The organism is Actinomadura sp. NPDC049382 (genome assembly GCF_040677125.1).
GTDB classification, from domain to species: Bacteria; Actinomycetota; Actinomycetes; order Streptosporangiales; family Streptosporangiaceae; genus Spirillospora; species Spirillospora geliboluensis.
Genome location: NZ_JBFARO010000077.1, coordinates 1 through 16,148 on the forward strand (window position 1 = coordinate 1; position 16,148 = coordinate 16,148).

Consider the following 16,148-nt stretch of genomic DNA (forward strand, 5'->3'; position numbering starts at 1 on the left):
CTGGTCAGCGCCGGCGACACCCTGGGCCTGGGCCGCTGGTGGAGCGGCACCGCCCTGGCCAAGCGCTTCCCCTTCCTCAAGTAGCCGACAGCAACACCCCTTCAAGGACGCCCGCCCACCCGGCGGGCGTCCTGCCATTTGCTCGTCCTTCTCCCCGGCTGAGCGAAACGGCCGATGTGTGATGGTCCTACCGGTGCTCGGTGCCGTGCGGCTGGACGATGCCCAGCGCTTGCTCGACGGCGTGGTCCAGCGTGCCGCTGGTGTCGACCGGGGTCGATTCCGGCCATGGCGCGGCATGCGCGTGCATGGCGGCGGCGATGGCCGGGTCGGCGTCGGAGGCGCCGCGCTCACGGTCGCGGATCCGTTCGACGGTGAGGGCCTGCGGGGCCTCGCAGCGCAGGGACGACAGGTGCGCGTGCTCGCGTTCGGCGACCAGGGCCGGGAGGTTCCGCTGCTCGCTGGACGTCCAGGAGGCGTCCAGGATGACCGTCTCGCCCAGCCGCAGCAGTGCGGCGGCGCGGTCGGCGAGTTCCCGGTAGGTGCGGTCGTTCCATTCCGGGCTGTAGAGGCCGGTGCCGTAGGGCGCGGCGGCGGAGTCGAGCGGGGCCAGCCCCGCCAGCTCCTTGCGGGCGCGGTCGCTGCTGAGCACCGAGCAGCCGAGCCGGTCGGCCAGCGCCCCGGCCAGTGAGGACTTGCCGGTGCCGGGCAGGCCGCCCACCAGGATCAGGCGGACCCGTCCCGCGCGCAGATGGCGCAGCGCGACGTCGGCGTAGGCGCGTGCTTCGGCGGCGGCGTCCGGGTCGCCCTGGCCGTGGCGCAGGCACGCGACCTTGGCGCGGACGAAGGCCCGGTAGGCGATGTAGTGATGCCGCAGCGACGACGGTGCCGGGTCGGCGGCGAAGGCGGCGTAGGTGTTGAGGAAGTACTCGCCCAGGTCGGGGGCGCCGAGGCGTTCGAGGTCCATGGCCAGGAACGAGGCGTCGTCCAGAGCGTCCAGGCTGCGCAGGGTCTGGTCGAACTCCAGGCAGTCCAGGACGCGGGGGCCGTCGTCCAGGCAGAAGATGTCGCCGGCGAGCAGGTCGCCGTGGCCGTCCAGGACGCGGCCGTCGGCGATCCGCGCGTCGAACAGGGCCCGGCGTCCGTCGAGGAACTCGTCGGTGAGCGCTTCGATCTCGGTGGCCACCGCGGCGTCGAGCACATCCCCGTGAAAGGGGCGGACCTGGTCGAAGCTGTCGTGCCAGCGGGCCTGGACGGCGTCCCGAGTGCCCTGCGCGGAGATCTCCGGCGCGCGCGGGGCGCGGGCGTGCCAGGCGGCCAGGATCCGCGCGGTGTCGCGCAGCGCGTCCCGGACCGGCGCGCCCTCCGTGACCAGCGTGGCCAGGCGCCTCTCGGCGGGCATCCGGCGCATCACGACCAGATGCTCGCAGACGTCGCCGTCGGGGTCGTGGACGTCGGCGACACCGAGGTAGACGTCCGGGGCGAACCGCCGGTTGAGCCGGACCTCCTCGTGGCAGGCCCGCTCGCGCCGCTCGCGGGTGCTGAAGTCGAGGAACCCCAGGCTCACCGGCTTCTTGACCTTGTAGGCGCGGTCTCCGGCGAAGAAGACCACACCGATATGGGTCTCACTGACCGCGGCGTTGTCCACGGGCATCACACTCTCGGCTACGGGACGGTACGGGTGCTCGCCGTCGGGTCGTACCCGGCGTTGTGGACGACATCCACGGCGGCCGGGGCTCAGCGGCCATGACCCACATCGGCGACCTCCCTGGGTCGCTTCCACCCTTCCTCGGCGGACGATCGCCAATTAGGGCCGCCCGTCCCGGCGGATCGGGACCTTCGGCCCCGCGACCTCACCCGCCGCCCGCCCGCCCACCGGCAGACGGGCGGACGCCTCCCCGGTGAGGAGTCAGGCGGGGCGGACCGGGTGGCGGAGGATCGTGCGCATCTGTGCCGGGTCGGTCTCCTGGACGTCGGACAGGTAGATCTCATGGTGCAGGCCGTTCATGACCAGCACGGAACGCTCCATGAACGCCTCCATCAGGGCCAGCGTCTTCGGTTCGTCCGCGTAGGCGCCGCGGTGCAGCACCTGCACGCACCCCTCCGTGAAGGTGACGAGCTGGACGCGGGCGGCCGCGGGGTCGTCGGCGGTCCGGCCGCCTCGGTCAGCCGGGCCGCGCACGCGGAGGTGGCCGCCCCGATGGCCGCCTGGTCGGCCACCTCCCGTGCCATCACCACCCGGCGGGCGGGTTCGCGTGCGGGGTACGCGCCCGCATGGAGGCCGACATCGCCCGCCGGAGACGCGCCCTCGCGGCACTGGACCGGGTCCTCGCCGCCGGGCTGCCGCAGCCGGACGTGGCGCTCAGCATGGACGCTCCCACAGTGGGAGACTCCAGCGCCGACGCGACTGGCACACTGTTTCACCACGGTATGCGCGCGCGCCGCCCGCACCCCTGGAACGGAGACCTGCCTGTGAAACTCGATGTGCAGCTGGACGGCAGGCCGGACGAGGCGGCGCAGCGCGCCCGGACGCTGATCGCCGCCGGGGTCGACGGACTGTTCACCTTCGAGGGCCCGCACGACGTGTTCCTGCCGCTGGCCGTCGCGGCCGGCTCGTCGGACGTCCCGCCGACCGACCTGATGACCAACGTCGCGATCGCGATCCCGCGCAGCCCGATGCACCTGGCCAACACGGCCTACGACCTGCAACTGCTGAGCAAGGGCCGGTTCCGGCTCGGGCTCGGCTCGCAGATCAGGCCGCACATCGAGAAGCGGTACGGCGCGTCCTGGAGCAGGCCGGCGGCCCGGATGCGCGAGACCGTGCTCGCGGTGAAGGCGATCCTGAACTCCTGGCAGGACGGCACCCGGCTCGATTTCCGCGGCGAGTTCACCCGGCACACCCTCATGCCCCCGACGTTCGCGCCGGGTCCGAACCCGTACGGCGTGCCGCCGGTCCTGCTCGGCGCGCTGGGCCCGCTGATGACCCGGACCGCGGCCGAGGTCGCCGACGGGCTGCTGGTGATGCCGTTCCACAGCCGCCGGCACTTCCGCGAGCGCACCCTCCCGGCCGTCGCCGAGGGCCTGGAACTGGCGGGACGCGAGCGGATCGACCTGTACCCGCAGGCGATCGTCGCGATGGGCGGCACTCCCGCCGAGATCGAGGCCGCGACCTTCGGCGTGAGGGGACTGCTGGCGTTCTACGGCTCGACCCCGGCGTACAAGCCCGTCCTGGACGTCGAGGGCTGGGGCGATCTGCAACCCGAGCTGAACGCGCTGTCGAAGACCGGCGACGTCATGACGATGATCGGCCTGATCGACGACACGATGACGCGGACGCTGGCGGTCGTCGGAACGCCGGCCGAGTGCGCCGCCGAGATCAAGGACCGCTTCGGCGACGTCGCCGAGCGTGTCTGCGCCTACTTCCCCGGAACGACCCACCCGCCGGAGACCATCACCGCCCTCGCGACCGCGCTGCGGGGCGAAGCCGCCGCCTGACCCGCTCGCCCAGCAGCAGTGTGCGGGTGTGCCCGTGGAAGTCGGCGGCGTGCTCGCCGCTCAAGTCCGCGGGGCAGTGCGTGCGCCCCGTCCATTCCCGCCAGCGGTCGAACCGGTCCGCCGACGGGTGGTCCTCGGTCCGGTACACCGTCTCGATCAAAGGGATCTCCACGACAGGAAGAGCGCGCGAACGGTCCGCCTGAAGGCGAGGGCCGGCCGCCATTGGGGACCCTGCGTCAAGAAAGCGGAGAAGCCGCGTCGAACCCGCGCAGTGGATCGTCCGGGGCGGTGACGTAGCGTATGCGTCGGCTTGGTGATCAGGAGGGGACGTGGGAGAGATGGCGGGAACGGCCGTGGCGCTGTGGCGGTATCCGGTCAAGTCGATGCTGGGGGAGGAGCTGTCCTCGGCGGAGATCGCCGCGACCGGTGTCGCCGGTGACCGCGGATGGGCGCTCCTGGACGCCGAGACCGGGCGGATCGCGAGCGCCAAGAGCCCCCGGCTCTGGCGCGCCCTGCTGACGATGTCGGCGGTGGCCGACGGCGACGGGGTCCGGATCACCCTGCCGGACGGCCGGACGGTGCGCAGCGGCGACGCCGCCGCCGGCGCGGAGCTGTCCAAGGAGCTCGGCCGGGAGGTCGTGCTCACCGACACCCGTCCCGAGGGGGCCACGCTGGCGCGCGCCGTCCCCGACCAGGTGCTCGCGGCGGGCGTCACCGCCGAGGTGGAGGACGAGGAGGTCGTGCTCGGGCAGGGCTCGCCGCCCGGCACGTTCGTCGACTTCGCGCCCGTCCACCTGGTCGGCACGGCGACGCTGGACGCGATCGCCGCGGCGGGGGAGCGCGGCGTCATGGAGGCGGCGCGGTACCGGCCCAACATCGTGCTCGGCACCGACGGCCCGGGTTTCGGTGAGAACGCCTGGGTCGGCCGCGATCTGCTGGTCGGCGAGGCCGTCCTGCGCGTCATGGCGCCGACGCCGCGCTGCTCGGTGCCGACGCTGGAGCACGGCGCGCTGCCGCGCGACACCGGCGCGCTGAAGATCCCCGCGCGGCTCAACCTCGTCGAGCCGCTGCCCGGGTTCGGGGAGCGCCCCTGCGCCGGCGTCTACGCGCAGGTCGTGACGCCGGGCCGGGTGCGGGCGGGGGACGCGTTCCGCCTTCTGTGAGAGCGCGGCGAACGCTGTGAGCGTCGTCCGCGGCCGGCGCCGCATGGGCGGCTATTCTCATTATCGATACTGATAACATGCAGGTGTGAGCATATCCAAAGAGCGCTGGGCGGAGCTGGCGCTGCATCCGGTGCGGATCCGGATCCTGCGGTCGGTCGCCGGCGGGCGCCGCACCACGCGCGACGTCGCGAACCTGCTGCCGGACGTCCCGCAGGCGACGCTGTACCGGCACCTCGCCGCCCTGGTCAAAGGCGGCCTGCTGGACGTGGTGGAGGAGCGCAAGGTCGGCGGCGTGGCCGAGCGCGTCTTCGCCCTGCCGCCCGGCGGCGCGACGCTCGAAGGGGACGCGCTGGCCGCGGCGACGCCCGCCGACCACGAGCGGTACTTCACCGTCTTCGTCTCCAGCCTGCTCGCCGAGTTCGCCCGCTACCTGGCGCGCGACCGGGTCGACCTGGTCGCCGACGGGGTCGGCTACCAGCAGGTGGTCCTGCACCTGGACGACGCCGAGTTCGCCGAGTTCGCCCGCGGCTTCGGCGAACTCCTCCAGCCGCTGCTCGGCAACGAGCCGCGCGAGGGACGGGTGCCGCGGCTGCTCGCGACCGTGCTCATGCCCCTCGACCCGCAGCCCTCACAGCCCCCACCCCCCTCGACACCGAACGACGACGCCGGCCCCTGAAAGGCCGGCCGTAGAGAAAGGCCCTGCCATGGCAGAAGTGACGATCGCCGAGAACAGCGTCGACATCGAGTTCGACGCCTGGGAGCGGATCTGGACGCGGCGCGGGCGGGTGACCGTCCCGCTCGCCGCCGTCACCCGGGCCGCCCGCGTCGAGGCGCCGCTGCGGGCCGCGCGCGGATCCCGCCGCGGGCTGGCCGTCTCGGGCTTCGCCAAGATCGGCGTCTGGGGCCTGCTGCGCGGCCCGCGGCTGCTCGTCTCCGCGCGCCGCGGACGCCCCGGCCTGCACCTGACCGTGAACCGCGCGATCAGCGGGGACGAGTTCGACGGCATCGTGCTGTCCCACCCGGACGCGGCCCGGCTCGCCGACCGCGTCCGCGCCGCGATCGGGGCGCGGACATGACCGGCGGCCTGCGCGTCGAGGTCTCCGGCCTGACCAAGCGGTTCGGCGACGTCACCGCCGTGGACGGGGTCGGCTTCGCCGTCGAGCCCGGCCGGATCACCGGGTTCCTCGGCCCGAACGGCGCCGGGAAGACCACGACGATGCGGATGATGGTCGACCACGTCGTCCCCACGTCCGGCTCGGTGACCATCGGCGGCCGGCGCTACCGGGACATCCCGCGTCCCACGTCGACGGTCGGCGCCGCCTTCGGCGCGCTCTCGTCCCATCCCGGTCACTCGGCCCGCGCGCACCTGCGGGTGTACGCGGCGATGGGCGGCCACCCCGACTCCCGCGTCGACGAACTCCTCGCCCTCGTGGACCTCGCCGGTGTCGCGCACCGCCGGACGGGCGGCTTCTCGACCGGCATGCGCCAGCGCCTCAACCTGGCGACCGCGCTGCTCGGCGACCCGCGCGTGCTGCTGCTGGACGAGCCCGGCAACGGCCTGGACCCGGCGGGGACGGCCTGGCTGCGGTCGTTCCTGCGGCACCTGGCCAGGGAGGGGCGGACGATCCTGGTCTCCAGCCACGTGCTCGGGGAGGTCCGGCGGCTGGTCGACGACGTCGTGATGATCAGCGGGGGCCGCCTGGTGGCGGCCGGCCCGCTGGCGGACATCGCCGGCACCGCGCCGGCCGTGCTCGTCGAATCCCCGGACGCCGAGGCCCTGGCCGGCGTGCTGGCCCGGGAGGGGGCGGTGCGGCGCGTCGAGCCCGCCGGGCCGGGGCGGCTGCGGGTGCACGGCCTCGGCGCGGCCCGGGTCGCCGACCTGGCCGCCGCGCACCGGGTCCGCGTCCACGGCCTCGCCGCCGAGGAGCTCGACCTGGAACGACTCTTCTTCGAACTCACGGGGGGCGCGTGATGGCACGGCTGGTCAAGGCGGAGTTCCGCAAGCTGCTGGCGACCCGGGCGTGGCTGCTCGTCCTGCTGGCGGGCGGCCTCCTCGGCGGCGGCCTCGTCGGGATGATGACCCTCGTCGGGCCGGAGAACTTCGACCCGCCGATGCCGGGGCTGGACACCGAGGAGGGCGTGCGGGGCCTCCTCGGCATCCTCGGGTACACCGCGTTCGTCCCCGCCGCGATCGGGACGCTGGCCATGACGTCGGAGTACCGGCACCGGACCGCCGACGTCACCTTCCTGTTCGAGCCCCGCCGCTCGCGGGTCCTCGCCGCGAAACTGCTGGCCCACGGCGCCGCCGGCGCCGCCTACGGGCTCGTCCTCGCGGGCACGGCCGCCGCGGCCTTCTTCGGCGCCTCCGCCGCGCGCGGCCTGACGCCGGGGATGCCCGCCGCCGACGTCCTCGGGATCCTCGCCCGCATCGCGCTGGCGATGGTGGCCTACACGCTGCTCGGCATCGGCATGGGCGCGCTGATCCGCAACCAGGCCGCCGCGCTCGTCGTGGTGATCGGCTACCTGTACGCGGGGGAGATGACGCTGATGATGATCCCGGGCGTCCGGGAGCTCTACCCGTGGCTGCCCGGCGGCGCGACGGCCGCGCTGACCGATTTCACGGCCGTCACCGACGCGATGTCCGAGCAGCTGTCCGCCGACCCGGTCCGGCTGCTCTCGCCCGCCTGGGGCGCGCTGCTGCTGCTCGCCTACACCGCGCTGGCCGTGACCGCCGCGATCGTCCGCCCGATGCGCCGCGACATCACCTGACCGGCGGGGCATAGCGGGCTCTATGTGCTTCACGGCCCCCGCGGGCCCTCGGCCCGGAGGCCGTCAGCCGTCCGCGGTCGGCGTCCCCGCGGGCTGGATGAACACCCCGTCGGCCTCGACGGTCACCCCGTCGGCGTCGGAGATCGACGCGACCACGAACACCTTGCGGCCCTCCTCGCGGACGATGCTCGCCTCCAGGCGGAGCGGGCCGAGGGGAGTGCCGCGCCGGTAGCGCATGGTGAGCGTCCCCGTGAAGGTCGTCCGGCGCATCGCGGACGCCGTCACCCCCATGATGTGGTCGAGGAGCATCGCGGAGACTCCGCCGTGCACCAGCCCGGGAGGCCCTTCGTACGCCGCGCCGAGGACGACGTCGGCGTGGCACCCCGATGGGCCGTGGACGACGTCCAGCGGCGGCGCGATCGCGTTCGCCGCGCCGACCACCGCGTTGCCCCAGTTCCAGGCCCGCATCTCGGAGTTGTACCTGATGCCGGCGGGGCCGGGCAGCTGGGCGGCGCGCAGCCGGTCGACGAGCGCGGCGAGCTCGTCGCGGACCCGGTGCACCTCGTCGTCGGCCACCGTCGTGCGGATCGTGGCGTCGACCAGTTCGCGGACGGTTCCGGCCAGCGACGCCATCACCGCCTCCCGGCGGTCCACCTCGGGGGTCGGCGTGTCGTCGCGGACGAACCCGCCCACGCCCACCGCCCCTGCATCGGGGAAACGGCTCGTCATGCGCCGACCGTATACCGGAAGGCCCGGCGCCGCCAATCATCACATAGATGTCTCTATGTATAAATCGAGCGCCGGAGACGGCCCTCGGCGCGCCGCCGGATCTACAATCGGCCCGTGACCGAGCCCTCGACCGGCCGGGGCGCGGCGGGCCCCGGCGTCACCGGCGCCCCGCGCAACGCGCGCGGCGCCCGGCTCAACCGGCGCGGTCTGGAGACGCGCGCCAGGGTGATCAGGACGGCCGTCGGCATGCTCGCCGACGGCGGCCGCGGCGGCGAGATCAGCGCCAACCTCGTCGCCAAGCGGGCCGGAGTCACCTGGGGCACGGTCCAGCACCAGTTCGGGGACGTCGACGGGCTCTGGGCGGCGGTGCTGGAGGAACTGGGCACCCAGGGCGACATGCTGCCGTGGAAGGAGATGGACGACGGGTCCGTCACCGAGCGGATGACCCGGATCGTCGACGCGCTCTGGGCGGGGCTCGACTCGCCTCCCGGACGGGCGGTGGCGACCCTGCGCGGCCTGCTGCCCCGCGACACCGCCGAGTTCACCGCGACCTACCCGCGCACCGCCGAGCAGCTCAACCGCTGGGACCGCCGCTGGCGGCGCGCCTACGCGCGGGCGTTCCGCGGGCTCGTCGTCGACGCCTACCGGCTGGAGCGCGTGCGCCACCTCCTGCCGGCCGCCGTCCACGGGCTCTACATGGAGCAGCGGCTCAGCACGTGGACCGACATCGACGAGGCGCGCGCCGTGCTGGCCGAATCGGTCGCCGGCTACCTCGAATCCCGGCACTGAGGAACGCGGGACGTCCGGGAGCCGCGACCGAGGGCGGCGGCGCCCGGACGTCCGGATGCGGTGCGTCCGGTCAGCGGAGCGGAGGCACCGCGCGCTGGGAGAGGCCCAGGGCGTACTCGGCCCACCAGGCGCCGGCCGCCGGATCGACCGCGCCGTACTCGGGGTCCTCCGGGCCGGCGGTGCCGCGGGTGCACTGGCCGTCGGACTCGCCGGGACGCTTGATCCAGAGGAAGGCGTCGACCAGGGGGTCACCGGTGCGGGTCGAGGGCCGGTAGCCCAGGCCGCGTCCCGGCGGGTTGCACCACACCTGGGGGTCGGAGTACTGGCCCGCCGGAGGCGTCCACGGGCCCTGGCCGTTGCGGCTGGTGTCCAGGACGAAGTGCGTGAGCTTGCGCGGGTCGTCCGGGACGGTGGCCAGGTCGGCGTCGGAACAGCCGGCCGCGCCCGTCGTCTGGCGGAAGCGCAGGCACTTGGACAGCCGGGTGCCGTACGCGACCAGTTCGTCGGTGGCGCGGTAGTTGGAGACGTTCAGCGCGAACCCGTCGGCCTTGGCGATGCCGCCCTTGAGGAGGCGGCTCGCCATGCCGAGCTGGGCGCGCGGTTCGCCGTACCCGGCGTCGTAGTCGTCGAGCGGCTGCCAGTCGGAGTGCCCGGAGTCCACGTAGACGCCGGTGCGCGGCAGCCGCTGGAGGGTGTCGACCGCGTAGTTGATCTCGCGGAAGCGCTCGTCGACCCGGGCGGGGTCCTCGGGGGTGCCGGTGGTACCGCCGCCGCCCTCGTTGCACCACGGTTCGCTGGACAGCAGCGCCAGCCCGTCCGGCTCGACGATCACCACGGCGGGGGCGCCGCCGATCCCCCGGGCGAAGGCGTCGATCCAGGCGCGGTAGGCGGCCTCGTTCGCGGCGCCGCCCGCCGAGTACTGCGAGCAGTCCCGGCCCGGCACGTAGTACGCCACGAGCACCGGAACGGCGTGCTGCCGGGCGGCGCCGACCATCGTCCGCCGCACGGCCGCCCGCACCTCGGCGGGGGTGCCGCCGGTGAACCAGACCGCCTGCGAGACCTTGGACAGGGCCCGCATGTGCGCGGCGTCGTCATCGCGTCCTTCGGCCGCCCAGATCTCGGCCTGCCGCGCGGCGTTGCCGTCGGGCTCGACATAGAACGTGGCCTTCCGCTTCAGCGGATCGTCGTGCCCTAACGCCTGCGCCGGCGCCGGTGCCGCGAGGACCGCGACGATGCCCGCCGTGGCGGCGGCGAGCATCCCGATGCGTCGTCTCATCCGGTACTCCAGGGTCTCGGGGGTGGGGGACGCGCCCACCGCATGGGAGCGCTCCCATGCTGGGAGTCTCATCACCCTCCGGAGATCCGTCAAGACCCAACATCACGCCCCGGCCCCGCGCCCGGCGGCGGCCCCGCGTCAGGGCGCTTCGCAGCGGACGCGGGGCCGTCGCCGAACGGTGAAAGGTCAGGCCGGGGGCGTCCAGCCGGGGTCGCGGCCGGAGAGCGCGACCGCCCGCCGGAACGCCGGAGCGTCCGCGTCCACCGGCACCGGGTCGGCGAACCCGTCGTACTGCCGGTACAGCTCGGCCTGCTCCTCGACGACGCCCAGCAGGAACTCCCCGGCCTCGGCGGAGACGCCGAACTCCTGCCCGGTCGCGGCCGCCACGTCGAAGCCGTGCAGGGCCGTCTCCAGGATGAGCAGCGAGGCGACCTCGGACGCGGGCGACGCCGCGGACCCCAGATCGATCTCCCCCTCCCATACGGCGGGGTCGGCCCAGGCCGCCACCGCCCGGTCGAGCTGGGCGGCGTACTCCTCCGCCCAGGCCGGGTCGGCGGTGAAGTCGCGTTCGATGAGCTGTTCCGGAAGCTGCTCGCGCAGCGCGCGGCGCTCAAGCCCGTGCGAGGTGAAGACCACCCAGTGGTTCACCAGCGCCCGCAGGTCGAACTCGGCGCAAGGGGTCGGGCCGGCCAGCCTCTCCCGGTCCACGCCGCGGGCGACGCGGGCGGCCTCGGCGGCGCATTCCTTCATGTACGCGTGCAGGTCGTTCATGGTCTCCACGCTACGGAGACCGCCGGGGGCAGATCTTGGAGGAACGCGCCAAAGTACTCTGGTGCGCATGGGGGAGATGGGACGCGGCGTGCTGTATCCGCACATGAACGCGTCCGTCGCCGATCTGGACCGCCGCCTGCCGGGCCCCGCCCTGGCCCGGTCCGTGGAGCTCTACTGGCGCGTCCGCTGGCACACGGCAGAGCCGTATGAGACCAAGGTGCTCTCCCATCCCAACGTCCACCTCGTCTTCGAGGAGCCCCGCGCGCTGCTGTACGGGGTCGATCGCGGCCTGTTCGTGCGCCGCCTCGAAGGGCGCGGCCAGGTCCTGGGGGTGAAGTTCCGGCCGGGCTGCTTCCGCCCGTTCATCGACGGGCCGGTCAGCGCCCTGGCCGACCGCAGGATCCCGGCGGCGGAACTGCTCGGCCCGGCCGTCGACGAGGTCAACCGGGCCGTTCTCGGCAGCGCCGATACCGACGGGATGGTCCGCGCGGCGGAGGAGTTCCTGGAGCCTCTGCTGCCCGAGCCGGACCCGGTCGCCGAACAGGCCGCGGCCATGGTCGGACGCATCACCGCGGACCCCGGTCTGTTCCGCGTCGACCAGGCCGCCGAGAAGCTGCACGTGTCTGTCCGGACCTTGCAGCGGCTCTTCGCCGAGTACGTGGGGGCGAGCCCGAAGTGGGTGCTGCGCCGTGCCCGGCTGCACGAGGCCGCCGCGCGCGCCGACCTGGGCACCCGCATCGACTGGTCGTCGCTGGCCGACGACCTGGGCTACTACGACCAGGCCCACCTGACCCGCGACTTCACCGCCGCGGTGGGCGTCTCCCCGGCCCGCTACGCACGCTCATAGCGCGTCCGGCGGGTTCGTTCCTGGCGTCAGGCCGAGGGCGAGGGTGGCGCGGGGACGGAGCGGAAGCCCTTGGCGATGAGCCAGATGCCCAATGACGCTTCCCACACGATTTCCGGTGCCGTGAACAGGAAGTTCACCGCGGACTGCTGCTCGTAGGCGCCGAACAGGACGGCCGTCGCGGTGGCGCAGGCGATGGGGCCTCCGATGAGCCCGATGAGCGCCATGGGCCGTGGCACCAGACCCGACCGGAACATCAGGTAGCCCAGCAGGATCCCGTTGCCGAACCCCGCGCAGAAGGCGGGACCGAGCAGGAACGTCTGGTCCTTGAACGCCACCAGTGACCGGCCGATCAGCGCGGCGTCGGCGCCGCCCTCGCCCGCCAGGTCCTGCCGCAGGGCCACGACGGCGAGCACGCAGGCGATGCCCATCACGATGACGGTCGATTCGAGGATGCGCGTGCCGACGTAACCGAGCGCGATGCCCTCGCTCTGCCGCTTCAGGACCGGGAACAGCACGACCGCCGTGGCGACGTTCGCGACGGCGGTGAGGATTTCGAGAAGCGCTCCGAGCTGTACGCGCCCGTCCGCGCCCGCTCCCAGGATGTAGTCCGCGTCATTGAGGACTGGGTCGTACAGCAGCACCGCCGGGATCGATAAGACGAAGGTCAGGACGAACCAGACGCCGGCGATCCTGGCGGTGCGCTGAACGGCGTCCGGCGAGGTCTCCGGAATCCGTGAACTGGTCGTTTCCACGTGACTCTCCAAGGCTTGGATCGGCCCCGCCCGCTTGCCGGGTAGCCGTAGGGAACCACGCCGGACGGGCGCTGTCCCCGTCTGCCGCTGGCCGGTTCCAGCCGCGTGCGAGTGCTGCCGCGGAACGGGGCGGATCGGCTTCGGCGAGTCCCCGCAGGACCGCGCATGGGTGGGCTTCACGGTCGTGGAGGCTGTGCCGCCCGGCCGACGACCCCTCCTCGCGCTTCGGCGGGGAGGGGTCGCCTCTTCGCGCGGCCGCGCGGGGCGGCGTGGCGCATTGGTAGAACGTGTTCTACTCTGGGGCCTGGAACGCTGACTGGACAGCTGTCCACTACCCCTGGTGTGCGCGGAGGTGCTCGTGGTTCGGGCCGATTACGTCGTCGTGGGCGCGGGCAGCGCCGGGTGCGCGGTGGCGCGCCGCCTCGCCGAGAGCGGCGCGAGCGTGGCGGTGCTGGAGGCCGGGGGCCGGGACACCGCCCGCGGGGTGAAGAACCTGCTGGAGATCCCGGGCGCCGTCGCGGTGATGCTCTCCACGCCGCAGCTGAAGAAGCTCGTCGACTGGGGGTACAAGTCGGTGCCGCAGACGGCCGCGTGGGGGCGGGTGATCCCGCAGACCCGCGGCAAGGTGCTCGGCGGCTCCAGCTCGGTCAACGGCATGCTGTTCGTGCGCGGCAACCGGCAGAACTTCGACGACTGGGCCGCGGACGGCGCCACCGGCTGGTCGTACGACGACGTCTTGCCGTACTTCAAGAGGCTCGAAGACTGGGAGGACGGCGCCGGCGAGCTGCGCGGGGCCGGCGGCCCCGTCCGGGTGCGCCGCCAGAAGGACCTCACCGACGCGTCCCGCAGCTTCATCGACGCGGCGACCGACCGGCTCTCCGTCCCGTTCCTGGACGACTACAACGGCCCCGAGCAAGAGGGCGTCGGCGTCTTCCAGTTGAGCGCGGACGGCGGCGTCCGCTACTCCGCCGCCCGCGCCTACCTGCGCACCGACCCGCTGGACAACCTCCTCGTCCTCACCGACGCCAGGGCCACCCGGATCGTGCTGACCGGCGGCCGGGCCACCGGCGTCGAGGTCGCCGGGCCGGACGGGGACCGCCACGTCGTCGCCGCCGACCGGGAGGTGATCGTCTCGGCGGGCGTGTTCGACTCGCCCAAGCTGCTGCAGCTGTCGGGGATCGGCCCGGCCGCGCACCTGCGCAGGCACGGCATCGAGGTCGTCGCCGACCTGCCGGTGGGCGACAACCTGCACGACCACCTGTTCGTCCCGGTCTCGTTCCGGATGGACTCCGCACTGCGGCGCCCGACGCCGGCCTACTTCATGCGCGGTCTCGCGCAGGCGCGGCTGCGCCGCTCCGGCTGGGCCAGCGGCTCGCAGTTCGAGGCCACCGGGTTCGTCCGCACCTCGCAGGCCGGCGCGATCCCCGACCTGCAACTGCACGCGCTGTACTGGGTCTACCCGTTCCCCAACCAGGACGGCGACAAGCCGGTGCGCCCGCCCACCAGCAAGCCCGGCCTCAGCGTGTTCCCGACGCTGATCTATCCCGAGAGCCGGGGCACGGTCCGGATCGCCGGGCCGGATCCGGCGCTCCCGCCGCTGATCGACCCCGCGTACCTGTCGGCCGGCAAGGACGCCGAGGTCCTGCTGGAGGGCATGGCGATGGTCCGCGCGGTGATGGACGGCATCGGCGACAACCAGGGCGAGATCGTGCCCGGGCCCGACTACGCCGACCCCGCCGAACTGCGCCGGTTCCTGCCCAACATCGTCCACTCGGTCTACCACCCGGCCGGCACCTGCCGGATCGGCTCGGACGAGCGCGCCGTCGTCGACCCGCGGTTGAGGGTGCTCGGTGTGGAGGGCCTGCGGGTGGCCGACGCGTCGGTCATGCCGTCGGTCACCGGAGGCAACACCAACGCGCCGTCGATCATGATCGGCGAGCGCTGCGCGGACCTGGTCCTGGGAACGGAGGCACGGAAGTGACCGAGGACACCGAGATCCTGCTGGTCGAGGACGCCGACCGCGTCCGGACGATCACGCTCAACCGGCCCGCCGCGCTCAACGCGTTCAACGAGGCCCTCTACGACGCGCTCACCGAAGCGCTCCGGGACGCGGCCGAGGACCCGGCGGTGGCCGTGGTGCTGCTGACCGGCGGCGGCCGCGCGTTCAGCTCCGGCACCGACCTGATCGAGATGGCCGAGCGCGTCACGAACCCGGACTTCACGCCCGGCAAGCACGGGTTCATCGGCCTCATCGACGCGCTGGCGGAGTTCGACAAGCCGCTGGTCCTGGCGATCAACGGGCTGGGCCTCGGCATCGGGCTGACCGTCATCGGCTTCGCGGACCTGGTCCTGATGTCCGAGGACGCGCGGCTGAAGACCCCGTTCACCAGCCTGGGCGTCGCGCCGGAGGCCGCGTCGAGCTACCTGCTGCCCCGCCTGGTCGGCCGCCAGAACGCCGCCTGGATCCTGCTGTCCGCGGAATGGATCTCGGCGGCCGAGGCCAAGGAGATGGGACTGGTCTGGCGGGTCTGCGAGCCCGCCGGCCTGATGGCGGAGGCGCGGCGGGTCGCCGCCACCCTGGCGAGCCGTCCGATCTCCAGCCTGCGGGAGGTCAAGCGCGACATGACCGCGCCGCTCCGCGAGGAGATCCAGCGGGCGCGGGAGCGGGAGAACGACGGCTTCGCGCGGCTCATGGGCGGCCCCGCGAACGCCGAGGCGCTGGCGGCGTTCGCCGAGGGCCGCGATCCCGACTTCACGTCCCTGCCGCCGGGCTGGTAGACCCCGGCGCGCTCGGCGTCCGGTACGACCGGCCGGAGGGGGCGGCGACGAGGCCGCCCCTCCCGTCAGAGGCTGCGGACCACGGAGACGACGATGCCGAGCACGACGGCCTTGTCGCCGTCGATGACCTCGTAGGCGGGGTTGCGCGGTTCGAGGAGGACGTGGCCGTCGCGGCGGCGGTACACCTTCACGGTGGCCTCGCCGTCGATCATGGCCGCGACGATCTGGCCGGAGTGGGCCTCCTGCTGCTGCCGCACCACGACGATGTCGCCGTCGCAGATCGCGGCGTCGATCATCGAGTCGCCGCGGACGCGCAGGCCGAAGACGGTGCCTCGCCCGGTGATCTCGCGGGGCAGCATCAGCGTGCCGTCCACGTGCTCCTCGGCGGAGATCGGCGCGCCGGCGGCGATGTGCCCCACCACGGGAACGGTCACCGGGCCGCCGGAGGACTCTCCCGGCGGACGCTCCTGGAGGAACACGCGCACGTCGATCGGACGCGACACCGCGTTGCCGCGCCGCAGGAACCCCTTGTCCTCCAGGCTCGCCAGGTGGCGCGACACCGACGACGTCGACCGCAGGCCCACCGCGTCCCCGATCTGGCGCGTGCTCGGCGCGTACCCGTACCTGACCGCCCAGTCGCGGATCATGGCCAGCATCCGCTGCTGGCGCGGCGGGAGGGCGGAGGCGTCCAGGTCTCCGAACACGTCAGGGTCACTGTAGGCGGTCACCCCGGAATCATAGGGGTGCCGGGGCCGGCGGCACGGCTGGCGCGCGCGCCCGCG

The 16,148-nt window shown here is 73.6% G+C and carries 18 protein-coding genes; 10 read left to right on the forward strand and 8 right to left on the reverse strand.

Going from position 1 to position 16,148, the window contains the following annotated elements:
- Positions 1–187 precede the first annotated feature (187 nt).
- Both AB0K34_RS31885 and AB0K34_RS31890 read right to left on the reverse strand, forming a co-directional pair.
- Positions 188–1,645: an AAA family ATPase gene (locus AB0K34_RS31885; RefSeq protein ID WP_364552744.1), complete on the reverse strand. Its 1,458-nt coding sequence runs from the start codon at positions 1,643–1,645 to the stop codon at positions 188–190.
- A 261-nt stretch (positions 1,646–1,906) separates the two neighbouring features.
- Positions 1,907–2,179, reverse strand: a complete 273-nt coding sequence (locus AB0K34_RS31890; protein WP_301176622.1) for a GyrI-like domain-containing protein — start codon at positions 2,177–2,179, stop codon at positions 1,907–1,909.
- A gap of 290 nt (positions 2,180–2,469) precedes the next feature.
- On the opposite strand from AB0K34_RS31890, the gene AB0K34_RS31895 reads away from it, so the two are divergent.
- On the forward strand, positions 2,470–3,492 hold the full coding sequence (locus AB0K34_RS31895; RefSeq protein WP_301176621.1) for a TIGR03617 family F420-dependent LLM class oxidoreductase: 1,023 nt from the start codon (positions 2,470–2,472) through the stop codon (positions 3,490–3,492).
- Here the strand turns inward: AB0K34_RS31895 and AB0K34_RS31900 are convergent.
- Entirely contained in the window at positions 3,449–3,652 is a 204-nt protein-coding gene (locus tag AB0K34_RS31900) for a hypothetical protein (protein ID WP_364552746.1), read from the reverse strand. The two genes, AB0K34_RS31895 and AB0K34_RS31900, sit on opposite strands and share 44 nt — an antisense overlap.
- 178 nt (positions 3,653–3,830) lie before the next feature.
- On the opposite strand from AB0K34_RS31900, the gene AB0K34_RS31905 reads away from it, so the two are divergent.
- From AB0K34_RS31905 to AB0K34_RS31925, 5 genes are all read left to right on the forward strand, one after another.
- Positions 3,831–4,655 carry an MOSC N-terminal beta barrel domain-containing protein gene (locus AB0K34_RS31905; RefSeq protein ID WP_364552770.1) on the forward strand — a complete coding sequence of 275 codons (825 nt, stop codon included), beginning with the start codon at positions 3,831–3,833 and terminating at the stop codon, positions 4,653–4,655.
- 85 nt (positions 4,656–4,740) lie between these two features.
- Positions 4,741–5,331 carry a helix-turn-helix domain-containing protein gene (locus AB0K34_RS31910; protein WP_301176620.1) on the forward strand — a complete coding sequence of 197 codons (591 nt, stop codon included), beginning with the start codon at positions 4,741–4,743 and terminating at the stop codon, positions 5,329–5,331.
- A 28-nt stretch (positions 5,332–5,359) separates the two neighbouring features.
- Positions 5,360–5,731, forward strand: a complete 372-nt coding sequence (locus tag AB0K34_RS31915) for a hypothetical protein (RefSeq protein ID WP_138638343.1) — start codon at positions 5,360–5,362, stop codon at positions 5,729–5,731.
- Positions 5,728–6,627 (forward strand): ATP-binding cassette domain-containing protein, encoded by a 900-nt coding sequence (locus AB0K34_RS31920; protein ID WP_364552748.1) that lies wholly within the window; start codon positions 5,728–5,730, stop codon positions 6,625–6,627. Before AB0K34_RS31915 ends, AB0K34_RS31920 begins: the two co-directional genes overlap by 4 nt.
- Positions 6,627–7,424: an ABC transporter permease gene (locus AB0K34_RS31925; protein ID WP_364552749.1), complete on the forward strand. Its 798-nt coding sequence runs from the start codon at positions 6,627–6,629 to the stop codon at positions 7,422–7,424. The genes AB0K34_RS31920 and AB0K34_RS31925 overlap by 1 nt, the downstream gene beginning before the upstream one ends.
- A 63-nt stretch (positions 7,425–7,487) precedes the next feature.
- On the opposite strand, the gene AB0K34_RS31930 is transcribed toward AB0K34_RS31925, so the two are convergent.
- Positions 7,488–8,153, reverse strand: a complete 666-nt coding sequence (locus tag AB0K34_RS31930) for a PaaI family thioesterase (RefSeq protein WP_138638340.1) — start codon at positions 8,151–8,153, stop codon at positions 7,488–7,490.
- 114 nt (positions 8,154–8,267) lie between these two features.
- Between AB0K34_RS31930 and AB0K34_RS31935 the strand changes: the two genes are divergently transcribed.
- On the forward strand, positions 8,268–8,942 hold the full coding sequence (locus tag AB0K34_RS31935; RefSeq protein WP_364552751.1) for a TetR/AcrR family transcriptional regulator: 675 nt from the start codon (positions 8,268–8,270) through the stop codon (positions 8,940–8,942).
- A 70-nt stretch (positions 8,943–9,012) separates the two neighbouring features.
- On the opposite strand, the gene AB0K34_RS31940 is transcribed toward AB0K34_RS31935, so the two are convergent.
- Together AB0K34_RS31940 and AB0K34_RS31945 are read right to left on the reverse strand one after the other, a co-directional pair.
- Positions 9,013–10,290 (reverse strand): glycoside hydrolase family 6 protein, encoded by a 1,278-nt coding sequence (locus tag AB0K34_RS31940; RefSeq protein ID WP_364552753.1) that lies wholly within the window; start codon positions 10,288–10,290, stop codon positions 9,013–9,015.
- A gap of 114 nt (positions 10,291–10,404) precedes the next feature.
- Positions 10,405–10,989 carry a TIGR03086 family metal-binding protein gene (locus AB0K34_RS31945; protein ID WP_364552755.1) on the reverse strand — a complete coding sequence of 195 codons (585 nt, stop codon included), beginning with the start codon at positions 10,987–10,989 and terminating at the stop codon, positions 10,405–10,407.
- A 67-nt stretch (positions 10,990–11,056) separates the two neighbouring features.
- On the opposite strand from AB0K34_RS31945, the gene AB0K34_RS31950 reads away from it, so the two are divergent.
- Entirely contained in the window at positions 11,057–11,836 is a 780-nt protein-coding gene (locus AB0K34_RS31950) for a helix-turn-helix domain-containing protein (protein ID WP_364552756.1), read from the forward strand.
- Positions 11,837–11,862: 26 nt separating this feature from the next.
- Here the strand turns inward: AB0K34_RS31950 and AB0K34_RS31955 are convergent, their stop codons facing one another.
- Positions 11,863–12,588 (reverse strand): DUF4386 domain-containing protein, encoded by a 726-nt coding sequence (locus tag AB0K34_RS31955; protein WP_364552757.1) that lies wholly within the window; start codon positions 12,586–12,588, stop codon positions 11,863–11,865.
- A 358-nt stretch (positions 12,589–12,946) separates the two neighbouring features.
- Here AB0K34_RS31955 and AB0K34_RS31960 point away from each other — a divergent pair, with 358 nt between their 5' ends.
- Positions 12,947–14,569: an FAD-dependent oxidoreductase gene (locus tag AB0K34_RS31960; RefSeq protein WP_364552758.1), complete on the forward strand. Its 1,623-nt coding sequence runs from the start codon at positions 12,947–12,949 to the stop codon at positions 14,567–14,569.
- Positions 14,566–15,366, forward strand: coding sequence for an enoyl-CoA hydratase-related protein (locus AB0K34_RS31965; protein WP_364552759.1), 801 nt, complete (start codon positions 14,566–14,568; stop codon positions 15,364–15,366). Before AB0K34_RS31960 ends, AB0K34_RS31965 begins: the two co-directional genes overlap by 4 nt.
- 65 nt (positions 15,367–15,431) lie before the next feature.
- Here AB0K34_RS31965 and lexA read toward each other — a convergent pair whose 3' ends face one another.
- Positions 15,432–16,094, reverse strand: a complete 663-nt coding sequence (gene lexA, locus AB0K34_RS31970) for a transcriptional repressor LexA (protein WP_364552760.1) — start codon at positions 16,092–16,094, stop codon at positions 15,432–15,434.
- Positions 16,095–16,148: the final 54 nt, after the last annotated feature.

Excerpts from the sequence above, each read along its gene's own strand:
- AB0K34_RS31905 (WP_364552770.1), top strand. The coding sequence starts at position 3,831 with ATGGCGGGAACGGCCGTGGCGCTGTGGCGGTATCCGGTCAAGTCGATG.
- AB0K34_RS31915 (WP_138638343.1), top strand. The coding sequence starts at position 5,360 with ATGGCAGAAGTGACGATCGCCGAGAACAGCGTCGACATCGAGTTCGAC.
- AB0K34_RS31920 (WP_364552748.1), top strand. The coding sequence starts at position 5,728 with ATGACCGGCGGCCTGCGCGTCGAGGTCTCCGGCCTGACCAAGCGGTTC.
- AB0K34_RS31925 (WP_364552749.1), top strand. The coding sequence starts at position 6,627 with ATGGCACGGCTGGTCAAGGCGGAGTTCCGCAAGCTGCTGGCGACCCGG.
- AB0K34_RS31930 (WP_138638340.1), bottom strand. The coding sequence starts at position 8,153 with ATGACGAGCCGTTTCCCCGATGCAGGGGCGGTGGGCGTGGGCGGGTTC.
- AB0K34_RS31940 (WP_364552753.1), bottom strand. The coding sequence starts at position 10,290 with ATGAGACTCCCAGCATGGGAGCGCTCCCATGCGGTGGGCGCGTCCCCC.
- AB0K34_RS31945 (WP_364552755.1), bottom strand. The coding sequence starts at position 10,989 with ATGAACGACCTGCACGCGTACATGAAGGAATGCGCCGCCGAGGCCGCC.
- AB0K34_RS31950 (WP_364552756.1), top strand. The coding sequence starts at position 11,057 with ATGGGGGAGATGGGACGCGGCGTGCTGTATCCGCACATGAACGCGTCC.